This is a genomic window from Pseudomonas sp. A1230 (assembly GCF_044218825.1).
Lineage (GTDB): Bacteria > Pseudomonadota > Gammaproteobacteria > Pseudomonadales > Pseudomonadaceae > Aquipseudomonas > Aquipseudomonas iridis.
Genome location: NZ_CP162582.1, coordinates 14,696 through 37,571, shown reverse-complemented (window position 1 = coordinate 37,571; position 22,876 = coordinate 14,696). Strand labels below are relative to the sequence as shown.

At 58.6% G+C, this 22,876-nt stretch carries 25 protein-coding genes; 11 read left to right on the top strand and 14 right to left on the bottom strand.

Going from position 1 to position 22,876, the window contains the following annotated elements; genetic code table 11:
- Positions 1-22 precede the first annotated feature (22 nt).
- The 4 genes from cysN to AB4P97_RS00175 form a co-directional block, all read right to left on the bottom strand.
- Positions 23-1,921: a sulfate adenylyltransferase subunit CysN gene (gene cysN / locus AB4P97_RS00190; protein ID WP_200611127.1), complete on the bottom strand. Its 1,899-nt coding sequence runs from the start codon at positions 1,919-1,921 to the stop codon at positions 23-25.
- Between the two features lie 53 nt (positions 1,922-1,974).
- Positions 1,975-2,316 (bottom strand): four helix bundle protein, encoded by a 342-nt coding sequence (locus AB4P97_RS00185; RefSeq protein WP_047299783.1) that lies wholly within the window; start codon positions 2,314-2,316, stop codon positions 1,975-1,977.
- A gap of 104 nt (positions 2,317-2,420) precedes the next feature.
- On the bottom strand, positions 2,421-3,338 hold the full coding sequence (gene cysD, locus AB4P97_RS00180; protein WP_007912374.1) for a sulfate adenylyltransferase subunit CysD: 918 nt from the start codon (positions 3,336-3,338) through the stop codon (positions 2,421-2,423).
- A gap of 250 nt (positions 3,339-3,588) precedes the next feature.
- Complete coding sequence (locus AB4P97_RS00175; RefSeq protein WP_042557683.1) at positions 3,589-4,347, bottom strand: Nif3-like dinuclear metal center hexameric protein; 759 nt, start codon at positions 4,345-4,347, stop codon at positions 3,589-3,591.
- 103 nt (positions 4,348-4,450) lie between these two features.
- On the opposite strand from AB4P97_RS00175, the gene algW reads away from it, so the two are divergent.
- The 3 genes from algW to AB4P97_RS00160 all read left to right on the top strand — a co-directional run bounded on the left by algW (position 4,451) and on the right by AB4P97_RS00160 (position 8,545).
- On the top strand, positions 4,451-5,608 hold the full coding sequence (gene algW, locus AB4P97_RS00170) for a Do family serine endopeptidase AlgW (RefSeq protein WP_042557682.1): 1,158 nt from the start codon (positions 4,451-4,453) through the stop codon (positions 5,606-5,608).
- Positions 5,609-5,695: 87 nt separating this feature from the next.
- The gene (locus AB4P97_RS00165) at positions 5,696-7,813 is read left to right on the top strand and encodes a TonB-dependent siderophore receptor (protein WP_395601919.1); all 2,118 of its coding nucleotides are present in this window, start codon (positions 5,696-5,698) and stop codon (positions 7,811-7,813) included.
- Between the two features lie 12 nt (positions 7,814-7,825).
- The gene (locus tag AB4P97_RS00160; protein WP_042557680.1) at positions 7,826-8,545 is read left to right on the top strand and encodes a DUF4198 domain-containing protein; all 720 of its coding nucleotides are present in this window, start codon (positions 7,826-7,828) and stop codon (positions 8,543-8,545) included.
- A 210-nt stretch (positions 8,546-8,755) separates the two neighbouring features.
- Here the strand turns inward: AB4P97_RS00160 and hisC are convergent, their stop codons facing one another.
- From hisC to AB4P97_RS00110, 10 genes are all read right to left on the bottom strand, one after another.
- Positions 8,756-9,808 carry a histidinol-phosphate transaminase gene (gene hisC / locus AB4P97_RS00155; protein WP_395601918.1) on the bottom strand — a complete coding sequence of 351 codons (1,053 nt, stop codon included), beginning with the start codon at positions 9,806-9,808 and terminating at the stop codon, positions 8,756-8,758.
- Between the two features lie 2 nt (positions 9,809-9,810).
- Positions 9,811-11,136, bottom strand: coding sequence for a histidinol dehydrogenase (hisD, locus tag AB4P97_RS00150; protein WP_042557678.1), 1,326 nt, complete (start codon positions 11,134-11,136; stop codon positions 9,811-9,813).
- A 124-nt stretch (positions 11,137-11,260) separates the two neighbouring features.
- The gene (hisG, locus tag AB4P97_RS00145) at positions 11,261-11,896 is read right to left on the bottom strand and encodes an ATP phosphoribosyltransferase (protein ID WP_008085048.1); all 636 of its coding nucleotides are present in this window, start codon (positions 11,894-11,896) and stop codon (positions 11,261-11,263) included.
- 142 nt (positions 11,897-12,038) lie between these two features.
- Complete coding sequence (gene murA, locus AB4P97_RS00140) at positions 12,039-13,304, bottom strand: UDP-N-acetylglucosamine 1-carboxyvinyltransferase (RefSeq protein ID WP_042557677.1); 1,266 nt, start codon at positions 13,302-13,304, stop codon at positions 12,039-12,041.
- A gap of 22 nt (positions 13,305-13,326) precedes the next feature.
- Positions 13,327-13,566, bottom strand: a complete 240-nt coding sequence (locus AB4P97_RS00135) for a BolA family protein (RefSeq protein WP_007912386.1) — start codon at positions 13,564-13,566, stop codon at positions 13,327-13,329.
- Between the two features lie 115 nt (positions 13,567-13,681).
- Positions 13,682-13,987: a lipid asymmetry maintenance protein MlaB gene (locus AB4P97_RS00130; RefSeq protein WP_042557676.1), complete on the bottom strand. Its 306-nt coding sequence runs from the start codon at positions 13,985-13,987 to the stop codon at positions 13,682-13,684.
- Positions 13,984-14,637 (bottom strand): phospholipid-binding protein MlaC, encoded by a 654-nt coding sequence (locus AB4P97_RS00125; protein ID WP_042557675.1) that lies wholly within the window; start codon positions 14,635-14,637, stop codon positions 13,984-13,986. Before AB4P97_RS00125 ends, AB4P97_RS00130 begins: the two co-directional genes overlap by 4 nt.
- Positions 14,638-14,648: 11 nt before the next feature.
- Entirely contained in the window at positions 14,649-15,116 is a 468-nt protein-coding gene (gene mlaD / locus AB4P97_RS00120) for an outer membrane lipid asymmetry maintenance protein MlaD (RefSeq protein ID WP_042557674.1), read from the bottom strand.
- Complete coding sequence (gene mlaE, locus AB4P97_RS00115; RefSeq protein WP_042557673.1) at positions 15,116-15,913, bottom strand: lipid asymmetry maintenance ABC transporter permease subunit MlaE; 798 nt, start codon at positions 15,911-15,913, stop codon at positions 15,116-15,118. The genes mlaD and mlaE overlap by 1 nt, the downstream gene beginning before the upstream one ends.
- A complete protein-coding gene (locus AB4P97_RS00110; protein ID WP_042557672.1) occupies positions 15,913-16,722 on the bottom strand; it encodes an ATP-binding cassette domain-containing protein in 810 nt (269 codons plus the stop codon). Before AB4P97_RS00110 ends, mlaE begins: the two co-directional genes overlap by 1 nt.
- Positions 16,723-16,997: 275 nt before the next feature.
- Between AB4P97_RS00110 and AB4P97_RS00105 the strand changes: the two genes are divergently transcribed.
- The 8 genes from AB4P97_RS00105 (at position 16,998) to ptsN (ending at position 22,874) form a co-directional block, all read left to right on the top strand.
- Entirely contained in the window at positions 16,998-17,972 is a 975-nt protein-coding gene (locus AB4P97_RS00105) for a KpsF/GutQ family sugar-phosphate isomerase (protein ID WP_042557671.1), read from the top strand.
- A complete protein-coding gene (locus AB4P97_RS00100) occupies positions 17,973-18,497 on the top strand; it encodes an HAD family hydrolase (RefSeq protein ID WP_042557670.1) in 525 nt (174 codons plus the stop codon).
- An 8-nt stretch (positions 18,498-18,505) separates the two neighbouring features.
- Positions 18,506-19,078: an LPS export ABC transporter periplasmic protein LptC gene (gene lptC / locus AB4P97_RS00095; RefSeq protein WP_042557669.1), complete on the top strand. Its 573-nt coding sequence runs from the start codon at positions 18,506-18,508 to the stop codon at positions 19,076-19,078.
- A complete protein-coding gene (lptA, locus tag AB4P97_RS00090; protein WP_042557668.1) occupies positions 19,065-19,610 on the top strand; it encodes a lipopolysaccharide transport periplasmic protein LptA in 546 nt (181 codons plus the stop codon). The genes lptC and lptA overlap by 14 nt, the downstream gene beginning before the upstream one ends.
- On the top strand, positions 19,610-20,335 hold the full coding sequence (gene lptB / locus AB4P97_RS00085; RefSeq protein ID WP_042557667.1) for an LPS export ABC transporter ATP-binding protein: 726 nt from the start codon (positions 19,610-19,612) through the stop codon (positions 20,333-20,335). Before lptA ends, lptB begins: the two co-directional genes overlap by 1 nt.
- Before the next feature lie 187 nt (positions 20,336-20,522).
- Positions 20,523-22,016 (top strand): RNA polymerase factor sigma-54, encoded by a 1,494-nt coding sequence (locus tag AB4P97_RS00080; RefSeq protein WP_042557666.1) that lies wholly within the window; start codon positions 20,523-20,525, stop codon positions 22,014-22,016.
- Positions 22,017-22,089: 73 nt separating this feature from the next.
- A complete protein-coding gene (gene hpf / locus AB4P97_RS00075) occupies positions 22,090-22,398 on the top strand; it encodes a ribosome hibernation-promoting factor, HPF/YfiA family (RefSeq protein ID WP_047299778.1) in 309 nt (102 codons plus the stop codon).
- Positions 22,399-22,409: 11 nt separating this feature from the next.
- Positions 22,410-22,874 (top strand): PTS IIA-like nitrogen regulatory protein PtsN, encoded by a 465-nt coding sequence (gene ptsN / locus AB4P97_RS00070; protein ID WP_047299777.1) that lies wholly within the window; start codon positions 22,410-22,412, stop codon positions 22,872-22,874.
- Positions 22,875-22,876 lie beyond the last annotated feature (2 nt).

Genomic DNA, 22,876 nt, shown 5'->3' with positions numbered 1-22,876 from the left:
AAGCTTGCAGCTGCTTTATCGCTTAAATCGCGCCACGTTGACGCAGCAGATCCAGCACTTGCTTGACGCTCTCTTCCAGCGACAGCGCCTGAGTGTCGATCACCAGGTCAGCATTCAACGGCACGTCATACGGGAAGGACTCACCCGGAATATTATCGCCGCCCGCCGCATACAACCCCTGCGGATCACGCTCTGCACATACCGTCGGCGAAGCCTGCACATAAACCGTCAGTAGACGATCCTTGCCAATCAGTTCCTTGGCCTGCTCGCGCCCTTCAGCACTCGGCGCCACGAACGCCGCCAGAGTCAGCAAACCAGCCTCGTTAAACTGACGCGCCACATGCGCGGCACGACGCCAGTTCTCGGTACGACCAGCACGATCCTGTGGCAGACCTTTGTTCAGGTCCTGACGCAGATTCTGGCCATCGAGTACAAACACCGCACGACCGAGGTCGAACAACTTGCGCTCGACCGCATAAGCCAGCGTGCTCTTGCCCGCGCCCGACAGACCGCTGAACAGCACGGTGGCCGGTTGCTGACCAAAGCGCTGCGCACGTTCTTCAGTCGCCACATGCGCCAGTTTGCCGTGGTGTGTCGTGGTGCCATGCGAAACAGGCTGAGCGACGATCATGCCAGCGCCAACGGTGCCGTTGGTCAAACGATCGATGATGATGAACGCGCCGGTGGTGCGGTTGCTTTCGTATCCGTCGAGGGCAATCGGCGCATCAAGCGCGATCCTGACCTTGCCGATTTCGTTGAGCTGCAAAGCGCTCGCCGGGCCTTCTTCCAGCGTGTTCACGTCGACCTTGTTGATGATGCTGGCAATCGAGCCCGGCACGTAACTGGTCGCCCGTTTGATGTCGTACTTCTTGCCCGGCAGCATCGGCTCTTCAGCCATCCAAACCAGCATCGCTTCGAAGCTGTCAGTGACCGGCGGCACGTTGTCGGCATGCACCAACAGGTCGCCGCGAGAGATGTCGATTTCGTCTTCCATGGTCAGCGTCACCGCTTGACCAGGACCCGCATGCTCCAGTTCACCTTCGAAAGTGACAATGGATTTCACGCGGCTGCTCTTGCCCGACGGCAGCACCACGACCTCGTCCCCCTTCTTGACGATGCCGCTGGCAAGGGTGCCGGCGAAACCGCGGAAGTTCAGGTTCGGACGGTTGACGTACTGCACCGGGAAACGCAGATCGGTGAAGTTGCGGTCGCCCGCCACTTCCACGGTCTCGAGAATTTCCATCAGCGACTGACCGGTGTACCACGGCGAGCGCTCGGATTTGTTCACCACGTTGTCGCCTTTCAGGGCAGACATCGGCACAAAGTGCATGCTGGTCGGCTTCATCTTCAAGCCTTCGGCGAACTTCAGGTAATCAGCCTTGATCGACTCGAACACGCCTTCATCGAAGTCCTTGAGGTCCATCTTGTTGATGGCGACAACGATGTGTTTGATCCCCAGCAAGGACGCGATGAAGCTGTGGCGACGGGTCTGGGTCTGCACACCGTAACGGGCGTCGACCAGGATGATCGCCAGGTCACAGGTGGACGCACCGGTGGCCATGTTGCGGGTGTACTGCTCATGGCCGGGGGTGTCGGCGATGATGAATTTGCGCTTGGCGGTGGAGAAATAGCGGTAGGCGACATCGATGGTGATGCCCTGCTCACGCTCGGCCTGCAGGCCGTCGACCAGCAACGCCAGGTCGATATCATCGCCAGTAGTGCCGACTTTCTTCGAATCGCGAGTGATGGCTTCCAGATGATCTTCGTAGATCATTTTGGAGTCGTGCAGCAGGCGCCCGATCAGGGTGCTCTTGCCGTCATCGACGTTACCGCAGGTCAAAAAGCGCAGCAGCTCTTTACGTTCGTGCTGGCCCAGGTAGGCGAGGATGTCCTCGCTGATCAAATCAGATACGTGGCTCATTGCATTCAAGCTCCGAGCTGTAAGCTTCAAGCGGCAAGCTTGTCGGCGTACAGCTAGTCAGAAATTTTGTTGATCAACCCGACCAGCATTCTAGAAAGCTCTCGGGTTTCCATAATCCAATTTTCAGCCAGCGGTCCTGCGATGTAAGCGATATCTCGGCCTATCAGGATTTGGGTTCGCAACTCGCCACAAGAAGCCTTCGCGATCCAAAGAAAATGAACCTTCTCTTTGCAACTCCGACGCTCCATGCCTTCAGCAATATTGGAAGGCACTGACAGTGCAGAGCGGGTGATCTGATCCTTGAATCCAAAATCCCCGCATCGCGCAAACTCTCTAAAAATCCCCACCGCTAGACATTTGCTTCGCTGCCAAACAACCAGTTTCTCGAAATCCATTACGAGGCATCCGATCCCGGCTCACAGCAACCGGCCGCAAGCGCCAAACCGCAAAGTTACGCATACCGCCTTTAACTTGCAGCTTGCCGCTTGTAACTCGAAGCTTAAAAGTATCCCTGACGTTTTTTGTCTTCCATGGAGCCTGCGCCATCGTGGTCGATGACCCGGCCCTGGCGCTCGGAAGTTCGCGTCAGGAGCATTTCCTGAATGATGTCCGTGAGGCTTTCGGCCTCGGACTCCACCGCGCCCGTCAACGGGTAGCAACCAAGGGTACGGAAACGCACTTTCTTTTTGACGATGCGCGCTTTGTCTTCGTCGGACAGGTGCTCGAGGATGCGCTCGTCGTCGATCATGATCAGCGTGCCGTTCTTCTCGATCACTTCACGCTCGGCGGCGAAGTACAGCGGCACAATCGGGATGCCTTCGAGGTAGATGTACTGCCAGATGTCCAGCTCGGTCCAGTTCGACAACGGGAACACACGAATGGATTCGCCCTTGTTGACCTTGCCGTTGTAGACGTTCCACAGCTCCGGGCGCTGATTTTTCGGATCCCAGCGGTGCTTGCTGTCGCGGAACGAATACACGCGCTCTTTGGCGCGGGATTTCTCTTCATCGCGACGGGCACCGCCGAACGCTGCGTCGAAACCATGCTTGTCGAGCGCCTGTTTCAGGCCCTCGGTTTTCATGATGTCGGTGTGCTTGGCGCTGCCGTGGGTGAACGGGTTGATATTCTGCGCCACGCCATCCGGGTTGATGTGCGTGATCAGGTCCAGGCCAAGCTCTTCGACCATCTTGTCGCGGAACTTGTACATTTCCTGGAATTTCCAGCGGGTGTCGACGTGCATCACCGGAAACGGCAGTTTGCCCGGGAAGAACGCCTTGCGTGCCAGGTGCAGCATCACGGCGGAGTCTTTACCGATGGAGTACAGCATCACCGGGTTATCGAACTCGGCGGCCACCTCGCGGATGATGTGGATGCTTTCCGCCTCCAGCTGTTTCAGATGCGTCAGTTTGTCGACCATGGCTACTCACGAAAGCTTTCTTATGAACGGCCAGCGGGCCGTGTTCGAGCGGGGAATCCTAGCACAGCGACCTCTTCTAATCAGGACGCCAACTAGAACGAAAGGACATATGAATATGCCCACTCGTTTGGGCGAAGGCATTCAATGTGGGAGCGAGCCTGCTCGCGAAAGCGTCGTGTCAGGCAGCGCTGTATTGAAGCGTAAATCGTATTCGCGAGCAGGCTCGCTCCCACCAGGGTTTGTGCTGGATTCAAATGGGATTCGGGCAGTCGATGAAGATGTGCTCGAGAGCGAAGCGTTTTGCCAAATAGTCGCCCAGCGCCTGCACGCCGTAACGCTCGGTGGCGTGGTGGCCGGCGGCGATAAAGCTGATGTCGTTTTCCCGGGCGCTGTGGAATGTCTGCTCGGAAGCTTCACCGCTGAGAAACAGATCGACACCCGCCGCCACGCCGTGATCGATGTAGCCCTGACCACCGCCAGTGCACCAGCCTACCCGGCGGATCATCCCGCTGCCTTCAACCAGCAGCGGTTCACGGCCCATCACTTCCTGGACCTTGCGGGCGAAATCGCGCGGGGTCATTGGCTCGTTCAGCGAACCGACAAGCCCGACTATTTTCAGATTATCCGGATCCAGAGGCCCTTCAACGGTGATGTCCAACTGACGCGCCAACTGCACGTTGTTGCCGACATCCGGATGCAGATCCAGCGGCAAGTGATAGGCGAGCAGGCTGATGTCGTGCTTGAGCAAAGTCTTCAAACGACGCTGCTTCATGCCCGTGACGCAGGGGTTTTCGCCCTTCCAGAAGTAACCGTGGTGCACCAGCACCAGATCGGCCTCGGCCTCGACGGCGGCATCGAGCAACGCCTGGCTCGCAGTGACGCCGCTGACGATGCGCATCACTTGCGGACGGCCTTCGACCTGCAAGCCGTTAGGGCAATAATCGGCAATTTTTGCACTGGCCAGGTATCGGTCGGCTTCTTCGACGAGGGTGCTGAGGGCAACGGCCATGAAAGACTCCTAAATATCCCGTTCAGAGGCACGCGCGGCCTCGTATAATGCGCGACATTATGGGCGGTCTGACTTCGCCTGCAACTTTTCCAGGACGTGTTTAATGTTCAAGGCGCTGCGTTTTTTTGGCTGGCCATTGTTGGCCGGTGTGCTTATCGCTCTGTTGATTATTCAGCGATACCCGCAGTGGGTCGGGCTGCCAAGCCTCGACGTCAACCTGCAACAGGCGCCGCAGACCACCCTTGTGCAGCAGGGGCCGGTGTCCTATGCGGATGCGGTGACGATCGCCGCGCCGTCGGTGGTCAACCTGTACACCACTAAAGTCATCAACAAGCCGGCGCATCCTTTATTCGAGGATCCACAGTTCCGCCGTTTCTTTGGTGACAACTCGCCGAAGCAGAAGCGCATGGAGTCGAGCCTCGGTTCCGGCGTGATCATGAGCCCGGAAGGCTACATCCTGACCAACAACCACGTTACCAGCGGCGCCGACCAGATCGTCGTAGCACTCAAGGATGGCCGGGAAACCCTGGCCCGAGTGATCGGCAGCGATCCGGAAACCGATCTCGCCGTCCTGAAAATCGACTTGAAAAACCTGCCAGCGATCACTGTCGGCCGTTCCGACAGCATCCGCATCGGCGACGTTGCGCTGGCCATCGGCAACCCGTTTGGCGTCGGCCAGACCGTGACCATGGGCATCATCAGCGCCACCGGGCGTAATCAGTTGGGCCTGAACAACTACGAAGATTTCATCCAGACCGACGCGGCCATCAACCCGGGCAACTCCGGCGGTGCACTGGTGGATGCCAACGGCAACCTCACCGGCATCAACACGGCAATTTTCTCCAAGTCCGGTGGCTCGCAGGGCATCGGTTTTGCCATCCCGGTGAAACTGGCGATGGAAGTGATGAAGTCGATCATCGAGCATGGACAGGTGATTCGCGGCTGGCTCGGCATCGAAGTGCAGCCATTGACTCAGGAACTGGCCGAATCGTTTGGCTTGTCCGGGCGTCCGGGCATTGTGGTGGCGGGGATCTTCCGCGACGGCCCGGCACAGAAGGCCGGCCTGCAACTGGGCGACGTGATCCTCAGCATTGATGGCGAACCGGCCGGCGATGGTCGTCGCTCGATGAACCAGGTCGCGCGCATCAAACCGACCGACAAGGTCACGATTCAGGTGATGCGTAACGGCAAGGAGATCAAGCTCTCGGCGGAAATCGGCTTGCGTCCACCGCCGGCGCCGGTGCAGGAAAAACGAGAGTAAAAATTTATTCGCGTCAGCGGCGCGAATAAAAGACATTCTCAAAAGGCATGTTATATTGTTTCAATCTAACAATTGGAACAACATAACATGTCGTCTCGAACAAAGGCCTCCCTGCTTGGCCTGACTCTCGGTCTACCCCTTGCCTTGCTGGGCGATGCGGCCTTTGCCGAAGAGCCGCAACCGCTCGAACTTGACGCGATCAGCGTCACCTCCGATTACGAATCCCCCACTGGTCCAGTCAAGGGCTACCGTGCGACGCGCTCATCCAGTGCGACCAAAACCGACACGGCGATCCGCGATATCCCCCAGGCAATCAGCGTGGTGCCTGCCAGCGTGCTCAAGGATCTGGGCAGCACCAGCGTCGAGCGCGCACTGGATTTCGCTGGCGGCGTATCGAAGCAAAACAACTTCGGCGGCCTGACGCTCTACGAATACAGCGTGCGCGGTTTCACCACCTCGGAGTTCTACAAGGACGGCTTCAGCGCCAATCGCGGGTACCCGAGCACTCCGGACGCAGCCAATATCGAGCGTATCGAAGTGCTCAAAGGCCCGGCGGCCAGCCTATATGGCCGTGGCGACCCGGGTGGCACGGTGAACATCGTCACCAAAAAACCACAGCCCGAAGCCTTTACCACGTTGCAGACCAGCGCTGGCAGTTGGGACCGTTATCGCACGGCGCTGGACGTCAACACGCCGCTCGATGAACAGGGTGACGTGCTCTCGCGGATCAACCTTGCAGTCGAGGACAACCACAGCTTTCGCGATCACGTCGACAGCAAACGCGTATTCGTCGCGCCCTCGATCAGCTGGCAATTGAACCCGGACACGTCGCTGTTGGTGGAAAGCGAAATCGTCCGCCACAGCTCGACGTTCGACCGTGGCATCGTCGCGCCTGGCAATAAATGGAGCGGTGTTTCTCGTTCGACGTTCCTCGGTGAACCCAACGACGGCAACGTCGACAACCACAACAATCTGCTTCAGGCGACGCTCGAGCATCACCTTAACGACAGCTGGAAACTGCGCCTGGCCAGCCATTACAAGGAAGGCAAACTGTGGGGCGACGCTTCCGAAAGTCGCCCGCTGAATGCCGACGGTCATACCGTCAACCGCCGTTACCGCGAGCGCGATACCAACTGGCACGACAGCATCACCCAACTGGAATTGCGTGGTTTGTTCGACCTCGGCCCATGGCAGCACGAACCGCTGATCGGCACCGAATACGAGAACTTCCGCAAGAACGAGCGCGTCACCACCATCGCCGGCGGCCCCTACGCCATCGACATCTACAAGCCGATCTACGGCAAGCCGAAACCCAACGGCGCACGCTCGGGCACTGACACTTTCGAGCACCTCGAAAGCCACGCGCTGAACCTGCAGGATCAAATCGTCTTTACCGACAAATTGCGCGGGATGATCGGCGCACGTTTCGAACACTTCGAACAAAACATCGACGACCACAGCCGCAACGCCAGCAGCCGCCAGACCCACGACGCCCTCACCCAGCGCGCCGGCCTGCTCTATCAACTGACGCCCAACACCGGCCTGTTCGCCAACGCCTCGACCTCGTTCAAACCAAACAACGGTCTCGATGCGGCCGGCAAATCCTTCGATCCGGAGGAAGGTGTCGGCTACGAAATCGGCATCAAAAACGAACTGTTCGACGAACGTCTGAGCAGCACCCTCGCCTTCTTTCACATCGACAAGGAAAACGTCCTCGCGCTCGACCCCGCCACCGACACCAACCGCGCGATGGGCAAGGCACGCAGTCGCGGCTTCGATCTGCAGGTGACCGGCCAAGTCACCGATGCCCTGCGGGTGATTGGCGCCTTCGCCTACATCGACGCCGAAGTGACTCAGGGTGACGCCGTGATTCCCACCGGCAGCCGCATCCTCGGCGTGGCCAAACGCAGCGGCAGTCTGCTGGGTGTTTATGAATTTCAGGACGGGCATCTGCGCGGCTCGGACGTTGGCGCAGCGTTCACTTACGTCGGTGATCGCTCGGGCGAATCCGGCAGCGATTTCGAATTGCCGGCGTATCACACCGTCGACCTGCTGGCCCATTACAAGGCCAGCGACAACGTCACCGTCGGCCTGAACCTGAACAACGTATTCGACGAAAAATACTACGAGCGCTCTTACAGCAATTACTGGGTCAACCCCGGCGAGCCGCGCAATTTCACCGTCAGCCTGTCACTCAATCTGTAAAAGGAAGTCACCATGCAATACGGCAAAACCCTGCTGGTCATCGCCGCGCTGTTCGCCGGACAAGCCTCGGCCCATGGTCTGTGGACCGAACAACGGCGCGGCAACATCGAAGTGATCTACGGTCACGGCGCCGAAGACAACGCCTTCAAGGCCCAGAAAATCAGTGGCGCGTGGGCCTACGACGCGAGCGGCAAGATGATCCCGGTCAGCGTCGAGCGCCTGCCCGATCACGCCCGCCTCAGGCCGTTGAAAACACCCGCGGTAATGGCCGTGGCGTTGAATAACGGGATGTGGTCACAGACCGCTGACAAGAAGTGGATCAACGAAGGGCGCAGCAAAGTGCCGGGCGCCGTCGAGGCGACGCAGACGTTCAAGTACAGCCTGGCGATCTATCAACCGGGGGCGAAGTTGCCCAAGCTGGATCAGATCAAGTTGCTGATTCTGCCGGAAGTTGATCCGCTGACGGTCGGGCCGGGCAAGTCATTGCCGGTGCGCGTATTGCTTGATGGCAAACCGGCGGCGGGCGTCAAGTTGATCGGCGATTACCGCAGCGCACCCAATACCCTGAGCACCGAGACCGACAAGGACGGCCGCGCGCAGGTGCTGGTGCGAAATGAAGGGTTGAATGTGATTGCGGCGCAGGTTGAGGTGCCGGTGAAGGACAGTGTTGATGTAAACAGTCGCGGGTTGTTCAGTTCGCTGACGTTCCTGGGCGAGCCGCATCACGAATAAAAAACTCACCCTCATCGCAAACGCCGCCCGCCCAGCCCTCTCCCGGAGGGAGAGGGAACCGACCGAGTTGTCTTGCGGAATACAACGACCTGAAATACCGAGTCGATTATAGATTCGGTAAAGCATTCCCCAGGTCGGTGTAACGCTGAAGCATCCCCCAATCAGTCCCCTCTCCCTCCGGGAGAGGGTCAGGGTGAGGGGCTTTTGCCTTTACAGTTCACCAAGCCCATCGATCAACGCCTGATTCTGCTCCGGCGTGCCAATCGAAATCCGCAGGAACTGCGCAATCCGCTCTTGCTTGAAGTGCCGCACAATCACGCCCTGCTCGCGCAGCTTGGCCGCCAGCCCTGCCGCATCATGTTGCGGGTGACGGGCAAAAATGAAGTTCGCCGCCGACGGCAACACCTCAAAACCCTTGCCCTGCAATTGCGCGACAACCCACTCGCGGCTTTCGATGACCAAACGGCAAGTCTTGTCGAAATACTCACGATCCTCGAATGCCGCCGCCGCGCCGACGTTCGCCAGGCGATCCAGCGGATAAGAGTTGAAGCTGTTCTTGATGCGCTCCAGCGCCTCGATCAAATCCGGATGCCCCACCGCCAAGCCAACCCGCAGGCCTGCCAGAGAGCGGGATTTGGACAAGGTCTGGGTCACCAGCAGGTTCGGATAACGATCCACCAGGCTGATCGCCGTTTCACCACCGAAGTCGATGTACGCCTCATCCACCACAACTACCGAGTTCGGGCTGGCGATGAGAATCCGCTCAACCGCATCCAGCGCCAACAGGCAGCCAGTCGGGGCATTCGGGTTAGGGAAAATGATCCCGCCGTTTGGCTTGGCGTAATCCGCCGGGTTGATCTGGAACTGCGTATCCAGCGGCACCGCGTCGAACTTGATGCCGTACAAACCGCAATACACCGGATAAAAGCTGTAGCTGATGTCCGGGAACAGAATCGGCTGATCGTGTTGCAGCAAACCGTGAAAAATGTGCGCGAGCACTTCGTCCGAACCGTTGCCCAGGAACACCTGATTGGTCTGCACGCCGTAGTAAGTGGCGACAGCATTTTTCAGCAAATCGCTGTTCGGGTCCGGGTACAGGCGCAGGTTGTCGTTGAGTTCGGTCTGCATTGCCGCCAAGGCTTTTGGCGACGGGCCGTACGGGTTTTCGTTGGTGTTGAGCTTGACCAGCCTTGTCAGCTTCGGCTGTTCGCCCGGCACATAAGGCACCAGATCCTTGACGAACGGGCTCCAGAATTTACTCATGTTCAGTTCCCCTTCGTTTCGTCTTTGATGCGGTATTCGGCGCTACGTGCGTGAGCGCTCAGCGACTCACCACGGGCCAGGACCGAAGCAGTTTTGCCCAGTTCGGACGCACCGGCCTCGGAGCAGAAAATGATCGAAGAACGTTTCTGGAAGTCGTACACACCCAGCGGCGAAGAGAAACGTGCGGTGCCGGAGGTCGGCAGCACGTGGTTCGGGCCTGCGCAGTAATCACCCAGCGCTTCGGAGGTGTGGCGCCCCATGAAGATCGCACCGGCGTGGCGGATCTGCGGCAACCAGGCTTGGGGGTCGGCGACCGACAGCTCAAGGTGTTCTGGCGCAATGCGGTTGGCGACTTCGATGGCCTGGGCCATGTCACGCACGTGAATCAGCGCACCGCGGCCATTGATCGATGTTTCGATAATGGCTGCGCGATCCATGGTCGGCAGCAGCTTGTCGATGCTCGCGGCGACCTTGTCGAGGAACTCGGCGTCGGGGCTGACCAGAATCGCTTGCGCGTCTTCGTCGTGCTCGGCCTGGGAGAACAGGTCCATGGCGATCCAGTCCGGATCGGTCTGACCATCGCACACCACGAGGATTTCCGAAGGGCCGGCGATCATGTCGATGCCGACCTGACCGAACACGTGGCGCTTGGCAGTGGCGACATAGATGTTGCCAGGGCCGACGACCTTGTCCACTTTTGGCACGCTTTCGGTGCCATAGGCCAGCGCCGCAACCGCTTGGGCGCCACCGATGGTGAACACGCGGTCAACGCCGGCAATGCACGCGGCAGCCAGCACCAACTCGTTGATTTCACCGCGCGGGGTCGGCACGACCATGACCACTTCGGTCACGCCGGCAACCTTGGCCGGAATTGCGTTCATCAGCACCGACGAAGGGTACGACGCCTTGCCGCCCGGCACGTAAAGACCGGCGCGATCCAGCGGCGTAACCTTCTGGCCCAGCACCGTGCCGTCGGCCTCGGTGTAGCTCCAGGAATCCTGTTTCTGTTTTTCGTGGTAGCTGCGCACGCGGGCCGCGGCTTTTTCCAGCGCTTCACGTTGCGCTACGGTGATGCGGGTCAGGGCCAGTTCCAGGCGTTCGCGCGGCAGAATCAGGTCAGCCATCGAGGCGACGTCGAGACCGTCGAACTTCTTGGTGAACTCGACCAGCGCCGCGTCGCCACGCTCGCGCACAGCCTTGATGATGTCGAGTACGCGCTGATTGACCGAGTCGTCAGACACACTTTCCCAGCTCAGCAGATGATCCAGATGATGCGCGAAATCCGGGTCAGCAGCGTTGAGTCGGCGAATTGCAGTCGGTGCGGTCATAGCGAGAGCCTCATAGGATTGGCAAAAACTCAGGCGCCCGAAACTACCATTCGATCCGCTTGGGCACCTGAGAATTCTGGCTATGAGGCGGATAGACGGCGCGACCTGAGGTCACGCAAGTAAATCAGCCGCGGTGTCGTGATTCCACTGCGTTGCGCAGGGTATCGATCAACGCCTGGATACGGGCGTGTTGCATTTTCATCGAAGCCTTGTTGACCACCAGGCGCGAGCTGATCGTGGCGATCAGTTCCTGAGGTTCCAGACCGTTGGCGCGCAGGGTGTTGCCGGTGTCGACCACGTCAATGATCTTGTCGGCCAGGCCAATCAGCGGTGCCAGTTCCATCGAACCGTACAGTTTGATGATGTCGACCTGGCGGCCCTGCTCGGCGTAATAACGCTTGGCAACGTTGACGAACTTGGTCGCCACACGCAGGCGGCCCTTTGGCTCGGCGGCGCCGATCTTGCCGGCGGTCATCAGTTTGCACTGAGCGATCTGCAGGTCCAGTGGCTCGTACAAGCCCTGGCCGGTGTATTCCATCAACACGTCTTTACCGGCTACGCCGAGGTCGGCCGCGCCATGCTCGACATAGGTCGGCACGTCGGTGGCGCGCACGATCAGCAGGCGTACATCTGGCTGCGTCGTGGGGATGATCAGCTTGCGGCTCTTGTCCGGATTCTCGGTCGGCACGATGCCCGCTTCAGCGAGAAGCGGCAGGGTGTCGTCAAGGATGCGGCCCTTGGACAGTGCGATGGTCAACATGGGAAACGTCAGTCCTTATCAAGGTACTCATGTCCGGTCGCAATCGGCGCCGAACACACATCGAGGTGTCTTTACTATTGAAAAGAACACCCTCGATTCGAAACGAATTCAACGGACACGTCCCTGTGTCCACATGCAGCGATCAGCCCGGAACGCGACGAATCTTGGCGCCCAGCATCTGCAGTTTTTCTTCGATGCACTCGTAACCACGGTCGATGTGGTAGATGCGGTCGATCAGCGTATCGCCTTCGGCAACCAGTGCCGAGATCACCAGGCTGGCCGAAGCACGCAGGTCGGTTGCCATCACTGGCGCGCCCTTGAGTTTTTCGATGCCGGTAACAATGGCCGTATTGCCTTCAACCTGGATATGCGCGCCCATGCGGTGCAGTTCGTAAACGTGCATGAAACGGTTTTCGAAGATCGTCTCGATCACAGCACCGGTGCCTTCGGCAATGGCGTTGAGCGAGATGAACTGTGCCTGCATGTCGGTCGGGAACGCCGGGTACGGCGCAGTGCGCACGTTGACTGCTTTCGGACGCTTGCCGTGCATGTTCAGCTCGATCCAGTCTTCACCGCAGGTGATTTCTGCGCCGGCTTCACGAAGTTTTTCCAGAACGGCTTCGAGGATGGTCGGATCGGTGTCCTTGACCTTGACGCGGCCACCGGTCACGGCAGCAGCGACCAGATAGGTGCCGGTTTCGATACGGTCAGGCATGACTTTGTAGAAAGCCGAACCCAGACGCTCGACGCCATCAATGGTGATGGTGTCGGTGCCGGCACCGGAAACCTTGGCGCCCATGGCGTTCAGGAAGTTCGCCAGGTCAACCACTTCAGGCTCGCGGGCGGCGTTCTGCAACACGCTGCGGCCCCTGGCCAAAGCGGCGGCCATCATGATGTTTTCGGTACCGGTCACACTGACGGTATCGAAGAAGAAGCTTGCACCGCGCAGACCGCCCTCAGGCGCCTTGGCCTTGATGTAGCCGCCTTCGACGTCGATCACTGCGCCCATGGCTTCGAGGCCACGGATGTGCAGGTCAACCGGACGCGAACCGATCGCGCAACCGCCAGGCAGTGCGACTTCGGCTTCACCGAAGCGCGCAACCATCGGGCCGAGCACCAGGATCGACGCACGCATGGTTTTCACCAGTTCGTACGGGGCGATCAGGGTCTTGATGGTGCGCGGGTCGATTTCGACGCTGAGCTTCTCGTCGATCACCGGCTCGATGCCCATGCGACCGAACAGTTCGATCATGGTGGTGATGTCGTGCAGGTGCGGCAGGTTAGCCACCGTCACCGGGCCATCGCACAACAAGGTGGCGGCCAGGATCGGCAGGGCAGAGTTCTTTGCCCCGGAAATGCGGATCTCGCCATCAAGACGAGCGCCACCGGTAATAATCAATTTATCCATAAGAATCTCGACGCCCTTAGGCTCAGGTGCGCTCGGCCCAGGCCGCGCTGCTGAAAAATTTCATAGTAACCGCATGGATGCTGCCATCGGTGATCCATGGGTTCAAATGGGCATAGATCTGCTGCTGACGCTTCACCGGGCTCAACGCCGCCAGTTCATCGCTAATCACGTTCAGCTGGAAATTGCAGCCTTCGCCCTCAACTTCTACCAACGTTCCGGGCAGCTTTCCTTCTAGGAAGCTCTTCACTTCTACGGCCTGCATGCTCAACCTCAATCGGCGCCCTGTGCGCACGGGTCGGACATCATACAAAAAAGCCCCGCGCCTGCGAACCCCGCATGGCAGGACTCTGACGGGGGGCTTCTTTAATGATGCGGGTTCAGGGTTGCGCCAAGAGTTCGGTCAGTTCACTGACCTGAGCAATTTCGCGCATGTCTTCGGGCATCGCGCGGATGCTGACAGCCTTGCCGGCCGCCTGTGCATCGCGCATGAAACACAGCAGCAACGACAAACCGACGCTGCTGGATTTCTTTACGGCCGAGCAGTCGATGACCAGCGAAGACGCCTTGCTGGACTTGATCAGCGCCTGACCTTCCTTGCGCAGATCAGGCCCGGTGCGGTAATCCAGCACTCCGCTGAGCAAGAGCTCGTCTACATCACTCATACGAACTGCGGCCTCATTCATTGCGCTGGCTTCTCGGCAGCTTTTTCGGTGGTTTCCTTGGCCTTGGCCACTTCACCGGCCCAACCGTTGATGGTCGCGTCCAGATTGTTGCCATTGCGCTGCATCGCGTCAGCGAACTGATCACGGAACAGCTTGCCGATGTTGATACCGTTGATGATCACGTTGCGCAGTTTCCACTCGCCGTTGATCTTCTCCAGCGTGTACTGCACAGGATAGACCGCGCCACTGCTGCCCTTGACGGTCATGTTGACGCTGGTGCGATCGCCCGACTCATCCTTGGCAGGATCAACGGTGATGCCCTGGTTGTTGTACTCGAGCAAGGCGTTGCCGTAGAACTGGAACAGACCTTTCTTGAAGTTTTCCTGAAAGGTTTGCATCTGCGCCGGCGTGGCCTTGCGCGAATACTTCACCGTCATGATGCTTTTCGAAATGCCCTCGGCATCCACCACCGGCCCGACAATATTGTTGAGCGCCGCGTAGAAATCGGTCGGATCCTGCTTGTATTTCTCTTTGTTGGCAGCCAGATCGGCCAGCAACCGGGTGGTTGTGTCCTGAACCAGTTCATGGGCCGACGTTGCAGCCACAGCGTTACCCATCAAAGGCAGAGCCGCCAGTAACACCAACAGGCTGCGTCGCAAGATAGAGATCATTCAAAAGCTCCTCATTTGGCGTCTTTGCTAACGGTATTGAGCAGGAATTTACCGATCAGGTCTTCCAGTACCAGAGACGACTGCGTGTCGTGAATGGTTCCACCATCCTTCAGAGCGGTGTCTTCCCCGCCTACGCTGATACCGATGTACTTCTCGCCCAGCAGACCAGCGGTCAGGATAGATGCTGTGGAGTCAGTCGGCAGATTGTCGACTTTCTTGTCCACTTGCAGTGTCACCCGACCGGTGAAGCTGTCGCGGTCCAGATCGATTGCCGTGACTTTGCCGATGGTGACACCGGCCATGGTCACTTTGGCTCTGACCGTCAGACCGGCGATATTGTCGAAGTAGGCATACAGTTTATAAGTGTCGGTGGTCGAAGTCGGAGACAGGCCACTGACCCGCAACGCAAGCAGCAACAAGGCCAGGATCCCTGCCAGCAGGAACAGGCCGACACCGATTTCCAGGGTGCGGTTTTGCATCAGAAATCTCCAAACATCAAAGCGGTCAGAATAAAGTCCAGACCCAGTACTGCCAGCGAGGCAAACACTACGGTCTTGGTGGTGGCACGACTGATCCCCTCGGAAGTGGGCTCACAGTCATAGCCCTGGAATACGGCGATCCAGGTGACGACGAAGGCGAAAACAATACTTTTGATGACGCCGTTGAGCACGTCACTGGTGAAGGTCACGCTGTTTTGCATGTTCGACCAGTAAGACCCTTCATACACACCCAGCCAGTCGACAGCGACCCACGAACCGCCCCAGATGCCCACCACGCTGAAAATCATTGCCAGCACCGGCAGGGAAATGAAACCGGCCCACAGACGCGGGGCAATAATGTATTTGAGCGGGTCGACACCGATCATTTCCAGGCTGGAAAGCTGTTCGGTGGACTTCATGTTGCCGATTTCCGCGGTCAACGCCGAACCGGCGCGCCCGGCAAACAACAGTGCGGTCACCACCGGGCCGAGCTCACGCAGCAGTGTCAGCGCAACCATCTGCCCTACCGCCTGCTCCGAACCGTAGCTCGACAGGATGCTGAACCCCTGCAAGGCCAGAACCATGCCGATGAAAACCCCGGAGACCACAATGATCACCAGCGACATGACGCCGACCGAATGCAGTTGCTTGACCAGCAGGCCAAATCCGCCGCTGATGCCGCCACGACCAACCAACGCGTGAAACAGGAACAGCGTCGCCCGACCGAACACCGCAATGGCGTCGATCGCCGCTTCGCCGAACCGGCGCACGCGTTCTATTAATGAAATTCTGCGCATCAGCGCTTCCCCAGAAGATCTGCGCGGTAGTCCGTCGCTGGAAAATGGTACGGCACCGGGCCATCGGGATTACCGGACATGAACTGACGGATACGCGGCTCATCCGAGTTCATCAACTCGTCCGGCGTACCCTGCCCCAGCACCTGACCGTCACCCACTACATAGATGTAGTCGGCAATGCTCGCGGTTTCAGCCAGATCGTGGGACACCACGATACTGGTGATGCCCAACGCATCATTGAGCAGACGGATCAGACGTACCAATACGCCCATGGCGATCGGGTCCTGACCGACGAACGGCTCGTCGTAAAACAGGATCTGCGGATCCAGCGCAATGGCACGGGCCAGAGCCACGCGACGCTTCATGCCACCGGACAGTTCATCAGGCATCAGCTCGATGGCACCGCGCAACCCCACTGCCTGCAATTTGAGCAAGACGATGTCGCGGATCATTTCTTCCGGCAACTCGGTATGAACGCGCAGGGGAAAAGCGACGTTCTCGAAGACATCGAGATCGGTGAACAGTGCGCCGCTCTGGAACAGCACACCCATGTGCTTGCGCGCATCGAACAGATCGCTGCGCGACAGCGTAGGCAGGTTCTGGCCGTTGACCCAGACTTCGCCGCTGGCAGGGCGCAACTGAGCCCCCATCAACCGCAGCAGCGTGGTCTTGCCACACCCGGAAGGTCCCATGATGCCGGTGACCTTGCCGCGCGGGATGCGAATATCGACGTTATTGAAAATGCTGCGCGCACCGCGCTTGAAGGAGACTCCCTTCAGCTCGACCGCGTAAGCGTTATCGGCACTCATCTAAACTCCTTGCGATGCAGCCTCTCACTCGGACGCCTGGCTTTGGTGAAAAAGCACGTACGTCCCGGGCAGGCCGAACTGGCGGCGAACTATATCACTGCAAAGGCCAAGCGCCCAAGGCTTGTGCCGGCCCGTATTCAGCGAGATGACAGGTGCGGAGGCGCTTTTGCCGGGTTTTGGTAACGCGGGATGACAAAGCATGACGAACTTGCGTGAGGCTTTGCTACATAACCGCTATAATCGCCGCCTTTTCATCGGGCTATACGATTTCTGACATGAGCCAATCCAGCGACCTGATTCAATCGGCACAACGCACCATTCGCCTCGAAGTGGAAGCCGTACAAGGCTTGTTACCCCATATCGACGCCGATTTCGTACGCGCTTGCGATATGATTCTGGCCAGCAAGGGCCGTGTGGTCGTGGTCGGCATGGGCAAATCAGGGCACGTCGGCAACAAGATCGCCGCGACTCTGGCCAGTACCGGCACCCCGGCCTTTTTCGTTCACCCGGCCGAAGCCAGTCATGGCGACATGGGCATGATCACCCGCGACGACGTGATCCTGGCCCTGTCGAACTCCGGCTCGACCAACGAAATCGTCACCCTGCTGCCGTTGATCAAGCGTCTGGGCATCCAGTTGATCAGCGTCACCGGCAATCCGGCCTCGCCGCTGGCCAAAGCCGCCGAAGTGAACCTCAACGTTCACGTCGAGCACGAAGCCTGTCCGCTGAACCTGGCGCCAACCTCTTCGACCACCGCCGCCCTGGTCATGGGCGATGCGCTGGCCGTGGCATTGCTGGAAGCTCGTGGATTTACCGCTGAAGACTTCGCTTTCTCCCACCCAGGTGGCGCCCTTGGCCGCCGCCTGTTGCTGAAAGTGGAAAACGTCATGCATGCCGGGCAGGAGTTGCCGCAGGTCCAACGCGGCACGCTGCTCAAGGACGCCTTGATGGAAATGACTCGCAAGGGTCTGGGCATGACCGTCATTCTTGAAGCCGACGGCAAACTCGCCGGGATCTTCACCGACGGTGATTTGCGCCGCACCCTTGATCGCAGCATCGATATTCGCAGTGCGACCATCGACCAGGTGATGACAGCCCACGGCAAGACCGCCCGGCCCGAGATGCTCGCCGCCGAAGCCCTGAAAATCATGGAAGACCACCGAATCAATGCACTGGTAGTGGTCGACGAGGAGGATCGCCCGGTCGGCGCCTTCAACCTCTCCGATCTGCTGCGCGCAGGAGTCATGTAAATGAGCACCGATCTGCTGCAACGCGGCAAAGCCATCAAACTGGCAGTTTTCGACGTCGATGGCGTCCTGACTGACGGGCGACTGTACTTTCTTGAAGACGGTAGCGAGTTCAAAACCTTCAACACCCTCGACGGCCAAGGCATCAAAATGCTCATGAACGCCGGCGTGCAGACCGCCATCATCAGCGGTCGCAAGACACCCGTGGTCGAACGCCGGGCGAAAAACCTCGGCATCCCACACCTGTTTCAGGGGCGCGAAGACAAATTGGTGGTTCTGGACGGTCTACTTGAGCAACTGGGCCTAAGCTATGAACAAGTCGCCTATCTGGGCGACGATTTGCCTGACCTGCCGGTGATCCGCCGCGTCGGGCTGGGCATGGCCGTTGCCAACGCCGCTGATTTCGTCCGCGAACACGCCCATGGCGTTACCCGTGCCCGAGGCGGTGAAGGTGCTGCCCGCGAATTCTGCGAATTGATCCTGCGCGCCCAGGGCCGCCTCGATGCGGCCAACGCCGCGTACCTGTGAGCCAAACCATGTTTAGCAAAAAATTTCGTAACTTCCTGCTGTTCGGCTGCATCGCTGCACTATTTGCAGCCGTCGGCTACTGGAACATCAGCCCGGAACGCTTCCTCGACAAGCCTCCGACCACGTCCGTGGAAAACCCTATCGACTGGTATGCGACCAACACGCGTACCGTGCAATACCTGCCGGATGGCAAAGTGCAGTATGAAATGACGTCCGACAAGGCCGAACACGTCAAGGCGACCGATGTCACGCTGGTTACCAAGCCCGACCTGAACATGTACCGCGGAACGGATTTCCCGTGGCATGTGACCAGCGAACGTGGCGAAGTGAATTCGGGCGGCACTGAAGTCGAATTGATCGATTCGGTACGCATCAAGCGCACCGATGAAAAGAACCGCGACACGCTGATCACTTCCACTCGCATGACAGTGTTCCCGCAGCGGGAATATGCGCAGACCGAGCAACCCGTTAGAATCGAGGGCGCTGGCGGTGTATCGACTGGCGTAGGAATGAAAGCGTACCTGAAGGAAAGCAGGATACACCTGCAATCGAACGTAAGAGGACAGTATGAGGCTCGTTAAAACCCTCCCTATTTTGCTCAGTCTGGGCGCAGCACTGGGAAGCGTGAGCGCCTGGGCTCTGCCGAACGATCAAGAGCAGCCAATCCGCATTCAGGCCGACGATGCCCAGCTGGACGACAAGAACGGCGTAGCCACCTATAAAGGTGACGTGATCATCACTCAGGGCTCGATGATCGTAAAAGGCAACACCGTGACCATCACCCGCACCTCGACCGGTGATATCGACGTTGTTACGTCTGTCGGCAACCTCGCCTACTTCGAACAACTGCAGACCGCCGGCGATTCCAAGCCTGTTCAGGGCTGGGGCGTGACGATTCAGTACCACGCCGCGCAAAATCGCGTCGTACTGATCGACAAGGCCAAGGTTGTCGACAAAGACAGCAACACCACCCAGGGCGAGAAAATCGTCTATGACACCGTGAAGAAACTGGCCAGCGCCGGTCGCGCTACCGGCAGCAAAGTCACCGAAGCGCGTCCGCGCATCGACATGGTGATCCAGCCGAAGAAGAAATCCGAAGAGAAAAACCAGTAATGGCAACTCTGAAAGCTCAGCACCTGGCCAAGGCCTATAAAGGCCGTCAGGTCGTGCGTGACGTCAGCCTGTCGATCGACAGCGGTCAGATCGTCGGCCTGCTCGGCCCCAATGGTGCCGGCAAGACCACATGCTTCTACATGATCGTCGGGCTGGTTCAGGCTGATCAGGGCCGTGTGCTGATCGACGATCTGGACGTCAGCCACCAGCCAATGCACGGTCGTGCAAAGGCCGGTATCGGCTATCTGCCGCAGGAAGCGTCGATCTTCCGCAAACTGTCGGTAGCCGACAACATCATGGCCATCCTCGAGACCCGTCAGGAACTCGACAAGGCCGGTCGTCGCAAGGAGCTGGAAAGCCTGCTGCAGGAGTTCCACATCAGCCACATCCGCGACAACCTCGGCATGAGCCTGTCCGGTGGTGAACGCCGCCGGGTGGAAATCGCTCGCGCGTTGGCGACTGCGCCGAAATTCATCCTGCTCGACGAACCGTTCGCCGGTGTCGATCCGATTTCGGTCGGCGACATCAAGCAAATCATCCACCATCTCAAAGCCAAGGGCATCGGTGTTCTGATTACCGACCACAACGTGCGCGAGACGCTGGATATCTGCGAAACCGCTTACATCGTCAACGACGGTCAACTGATCGCCGAAGGTGACTCCGCTACCATCCTGGCCAATGATCTGGTGAAGGAAGTGTATCTGGGCCACGAGTTCCGCCTGTAAGCGCAAAGGTGCCCGGTGAGCCGCCCTGGCGCTGTATCGATTCAAGCAGAATTTAATACGCTTTAATTGTTACAGCGCTCTAGGCAAACACTTCAGTTTCAGGCATATAATTTGCTTAAGTTTGGCGCTTCGGCGCCCTGTAGTGGATGGCGCATCGCGCCGGCGAATAAGGTGTTAAGCCCCTGCCATGAAACCATCGCTAGTCTTGAGAATGGGCCAGCAGCTGACGATGACACCTCAGCTGCAACAGGCTATCCGTCTGCTCCAATTGTCGACCCTGGACCTGCAACAGGAAATTCAGGAGGCTCTGGAATCCAATCCGATGCTCGAACGCCAGGAAGAAGGCGAAGACTTCGACAACACCGATCCCTTGGCTGACAACGCCGAACAGAAGCCCAACACCGATATCCAGGAACCCTCCTATCAGGAAACCGCCCCAACGGTGGATAACCTCGAGGAAGGCGACTGGAGCGAGCGCATCCCCAATGAACTCCCGGTCGACACTGCCTGGGAAGACGTCTACCAGACCAGCGCCAGCAGCCTGCCGAGCAGCGATGATGACGAGTGGGACTTCACCACGCGCACTTCAGTGGGCGAAAGCCTGCAAAGCCATCTGCTGTGGCAACTGAATCTGGCACCGATGTCCGACACCGATCGACTGATCGCCGTGACCCTGATCGATTGCATCAACAATCAGGGCTATCTGGACGAAACCCTCGAAGAAATTCTCGAAGCGTTTGATCCGGAACTGGACATCGAACTGGACGAGATCGAAGCCGTTCTGCACCGCATCCAGCAATTCGAGCCTGCCGGCATCGGCGCCCGCAATCTCAGCGAATGCCTGCTGCTGCAATTGCGCCAGCTATCGGCCAAGACGCCCTGGCTGGCTGAAGCGAAACGTCTGGTCAGCGATTACATCGACTTGCTCGGCAGTCGCGATTACAGCCAGTTGATGCGCCGCATGAAGCTCAAGGAAGATGAGTTGCGCCAGGTCATCGAGCTGGTACAAAGCCTCAATCCACGGCCGGGCTCGCAGATCGAATCGACGGAAGCCGAATACGTCGTTCCGGACGTCATTGTGCGTAAGGACAATGAACGCTGGCTGGTCGAGCTGAATCAGGAGTCGGTACCTCGTCTGCGAGTCAACGCCCAGTACGCAGGCTTCGTGCGTCGCGCCGATACCAGCGCCGACAATACGTTCATGCGCAATCAGTTGCAGGAAGCCCGCTGGTTCATCAAGAGCCTGCAAAGCCGCAACGAAACCCTGATGAAAGTGGCCACCCAGATTGTCGAGCATCAGCGCGGTTTTCTTGAATATGGCGACGAAGCCATGAAGCCGCTGGTACTGCATGACATCGCCGAGGCGGTCGGCATGCACGAGTCGACCATTTCCCGGGTGACTACGCAAAAATTCATGCATACCCCGCGCGGTATTTATGAACTGAAATACTTTTTCTCCAGCCACGTCAGCACCTCCGAGGGCGGCGAATGCTCGTCCACGGCGATCCGCGCGATCATCAAAAAACTGGTTGCCGCGGAAAATCAGAAAAAGCCGTTGAGTGACAGCAAGATCGCTGGTTTACTGGAGGCACAAGGCATTCAGGTGGCTCGCCGCACCGTCGCCAAGTACCGCGAATCCCTCGGGATCGCGCCTTCGAGCGAACGCAAGCGGTTGATGTAAGCCACGTTACAGCGTTCCAGTGGCAGGCTTTTCGGCCTGCCGCTTTATGCACTGGCAACGAAGGAGAAGCTGTATGCAAGTCAACATCAGTGGACACCAACTGGAAGTGACCGAACCTCTGCGCGACTACATCAATGAGAAACTTCAACGATTAGAGCGACATTTCGACAAGATCACCAACGTGCAGGTCACGATGTGCGTCGAAAAGCTGAAGCAGAAAATCGAAGCCACCTTGCATATCCCCGGCAGTGAAGTGGTCGCCAACGCAGAACATACCGATATGTATGCCGCGATCGACGCCTTGACCGACAAGCTGGACAAACAACTCAAAAAGCATAAGGAAAAGACCCAGAGCCTGCTCCAGGGCGCGACCGGTCGATAACCCCCTACCCCATGATCCGACTTGAAAGTATCCTGACCCCCGGCCGTTCCCTCGTGAACGTGCCGGGCGGCAGTAAAAAGAAAGCCCTCGAACAGATTGCCAACCTGATCGCCCGCGAAGTGCCGGATCTGGAGATGCAAGATGTCTTCGAGGCTCTGATTGCCCGTGAAAAACTCGGTTCTACCGGTTTTGGCAACGGCATCGCCATTCCTCACTGTCGCCTCAAGGGTTGCCAGTCGCCGATCAGCGCCCTGATGCACCTTGAAGCCCCTATCGATTTCGACGCCATCGACGGTGCGCCGGTTGACCTGCTGTTCGTACTGCTGGTCCCCGAAGCCGCCACCGATGCGCATCTGGAGTTGCTACGCCAGATCGCCAGCATGCTGGATCGCAAAGAAGTGCGCGATAAACTGCGCAGCGCTTCAAGCAATGAAGCCTTGTACCAGGTTGTTGTGGACGAGCAGAGCGGGCAGTAATC

What these genes read in the sequence shown, in the direction of transcription:
- lptB (WP_042557667.1), top strand. Translation starts at nt 19,610, where the DNA reads ATGGCAACTCTGAAAGCTCAGCACCTGGCCAAGGCCTATAAAGGCCGT.
- algW (WP_042557682.1), top strand. Translation starts at nt 4,451, where the DNA reads ATGTTCAAGGCGCTGCGTTTTTTTGGCTGGCCATTGTTGGCCGGTGTG.
- hisC (WP_395601918.1), bottom strand. Translation starts at nt 9,808, where the DNA reads ATGAGTAAATTCTGGAGCCCGTTCGTCAAGGATCTGGTGCCTTATGTG.
- hisG (WP_008085048.1), bottom strand. Translation starts at nt 11,896, where the DNA reads ATGTTGACCATCGCACTGTCCAAGGGCCGCATCCTTGACGACACCCTG.
- mlaE (WP_042557673.1), bottom strand. Translation starts at nt 15,913, where the DNA reads ATGCGCAGAATTTCATTAATAGAACGCGTGCGCCGGTTCGGCGAAGCG.
- ptsN (WP_047299777.1), top strand. Translation starts at nt 22,410, where the DNA reads ATGATCCGACTTGAAAGTATCCTGACCCCCGGCCGTTCCCTCGTGAAC.
- AB4P97_RS00100 (WP_042557670.1), top strand. Translation starts at nt 17,973, where the DNA reads ATGAGCACCGATCTGCTGCAACGCGGCAAAGCCATCAAACTGGCAGTT.
- AB4P97_RS00160 (WP_042557680.1), top strand. Translation starts at nt 7,826, where the DNA reads ATGCAATACGGCAAAACCCTGCTGGTCATCGCCGCGCTGTTCGCCGGA.
- hpf (WP_047299778.1), top strand. Translation starts at nt 22,090, where the DNA reads ATGCAAGTCAACATCAGTGGACACCAACTGGAAGTGACCGAACCTCTG.
- AB4P97_RS00135 (WP_007912386.1), bottom strand. Translation starts at nt 13,566, where the DNA reads ATGCAGGCCGTAGAAGTGAAGAGCTTCCTAGAAGGAAAGCTGCCCGGA.
- AB4P97_RS00105 (WP_042557671.1), top strand. Translation starts at nt 16,998, where the DNA reads ATGAGCCAATCCAGCGACCTGATTCAATCGGCACAACGCACCATTCGC.
- cysD (WP_007912374.1), bottom strand. Translation starts at nt 3,338, where the DNA reads ATGGTCGACAAACTGACGCATCTGAAACAGCTGGAGGCGGAAAGCATC.
- murA (WP_042557677.1), bottom strand. Translation starts at nt 13,304, where the DNA reads ATGGATAAATTGATTATTACCGGTGGCGCTCGTCTTGATGGCGAGATC.
- hisD (WP_042557678.1), bottom strand. Translation starts at nt 11,136, where the DNA reads ATGACCGCACCGACTGCAATTCGCCGACTCAACGCTGCTGACCCGGAT.
- lptC (WP_042557669.1), top strand. Translation starts at nt 18,506, where the DNA reads ATGTTTAGCAAAAAATTTCGTAACTTCCTGCTGTTCGGCTGCATCGCT.
- AB4P97_RS00185 (WP_047299783.1), bottom strand. Translation starts at nt 2,316, where the DNA reads ATGGATTTCGAGAAACTGGTTGTTTGGCAGCGAAGCAAATGTCTAGCG.
- AB4P97_RS00130 (WP_042557676.1), bottom strand. Translation starts at nt 13,987, where the DNA reads ATGAATGAGGCCGCAGTTCGTATGAGTGATGTAGACGAGCTCTTGCTC.
- AB4P97_RS00165 (WP_395601919.1), top strand. Translation starts at nt 5,696, where the DNA reads ATGTCGTCTCGAACAAAGGCCTCCCTGCTTGGCCTGACTCTCGGTCTA.
- AB4P97_RS00110 (WP_042557672.1), bottom strand. Translation starts at nt 16,722, where the DNA reads ATGAGTGCCGATAACGCTTACGCGGTCGAGCTGAAGGGAGTCTCCTTC.
- AB4P97_RS00175 (WP_042557683.1), bottom strand. Translation starts at nt 4,347, where the DNA reads ATGGCCGTTGCCCTCAGCACCCTCGTCGAAGAAGCCGACCGATACCTG.
- lptA (WP_042557668.1), top strand. Translation starts at nt 19,065, where the DNA reads ATGAGGCTCGTTAAAACCCTCCCTATTTTGCTCAGTCTGGGCGCAGCA.
- AB4P97_RS00125 (WP_042557675.1), bottom strand. Translation starts at nt 14,637, where the DNA reads ATGATCTCTATCTTGCGACGCAGCCTGTTGGTGTTACTGGCGGCTCTG.
- cysN (WP_200611127.1), bottom strand. Translation starts at nt 1,921, where the DNA reads ATGAGCCACGTATCTGATTTGATCAGCGAGGACATCCTCGCCTACCTG.
- AB4P97_RS00080 (WP_042557666.1), top strand. Translation starts at nt 20,523, where the DNA reads ATGAAACCATCGCTAGTCTTGAGAATGGGCCAGCAGCTGACGATGACA.
- mlaD (WP_042557674.1), bottom strand. Translation starts at nt 15,116, where the DNA reads ATGCAAAACCGCACCCTGGAAATCGGTGTCGGCCTGTTCCTGCTGGCA.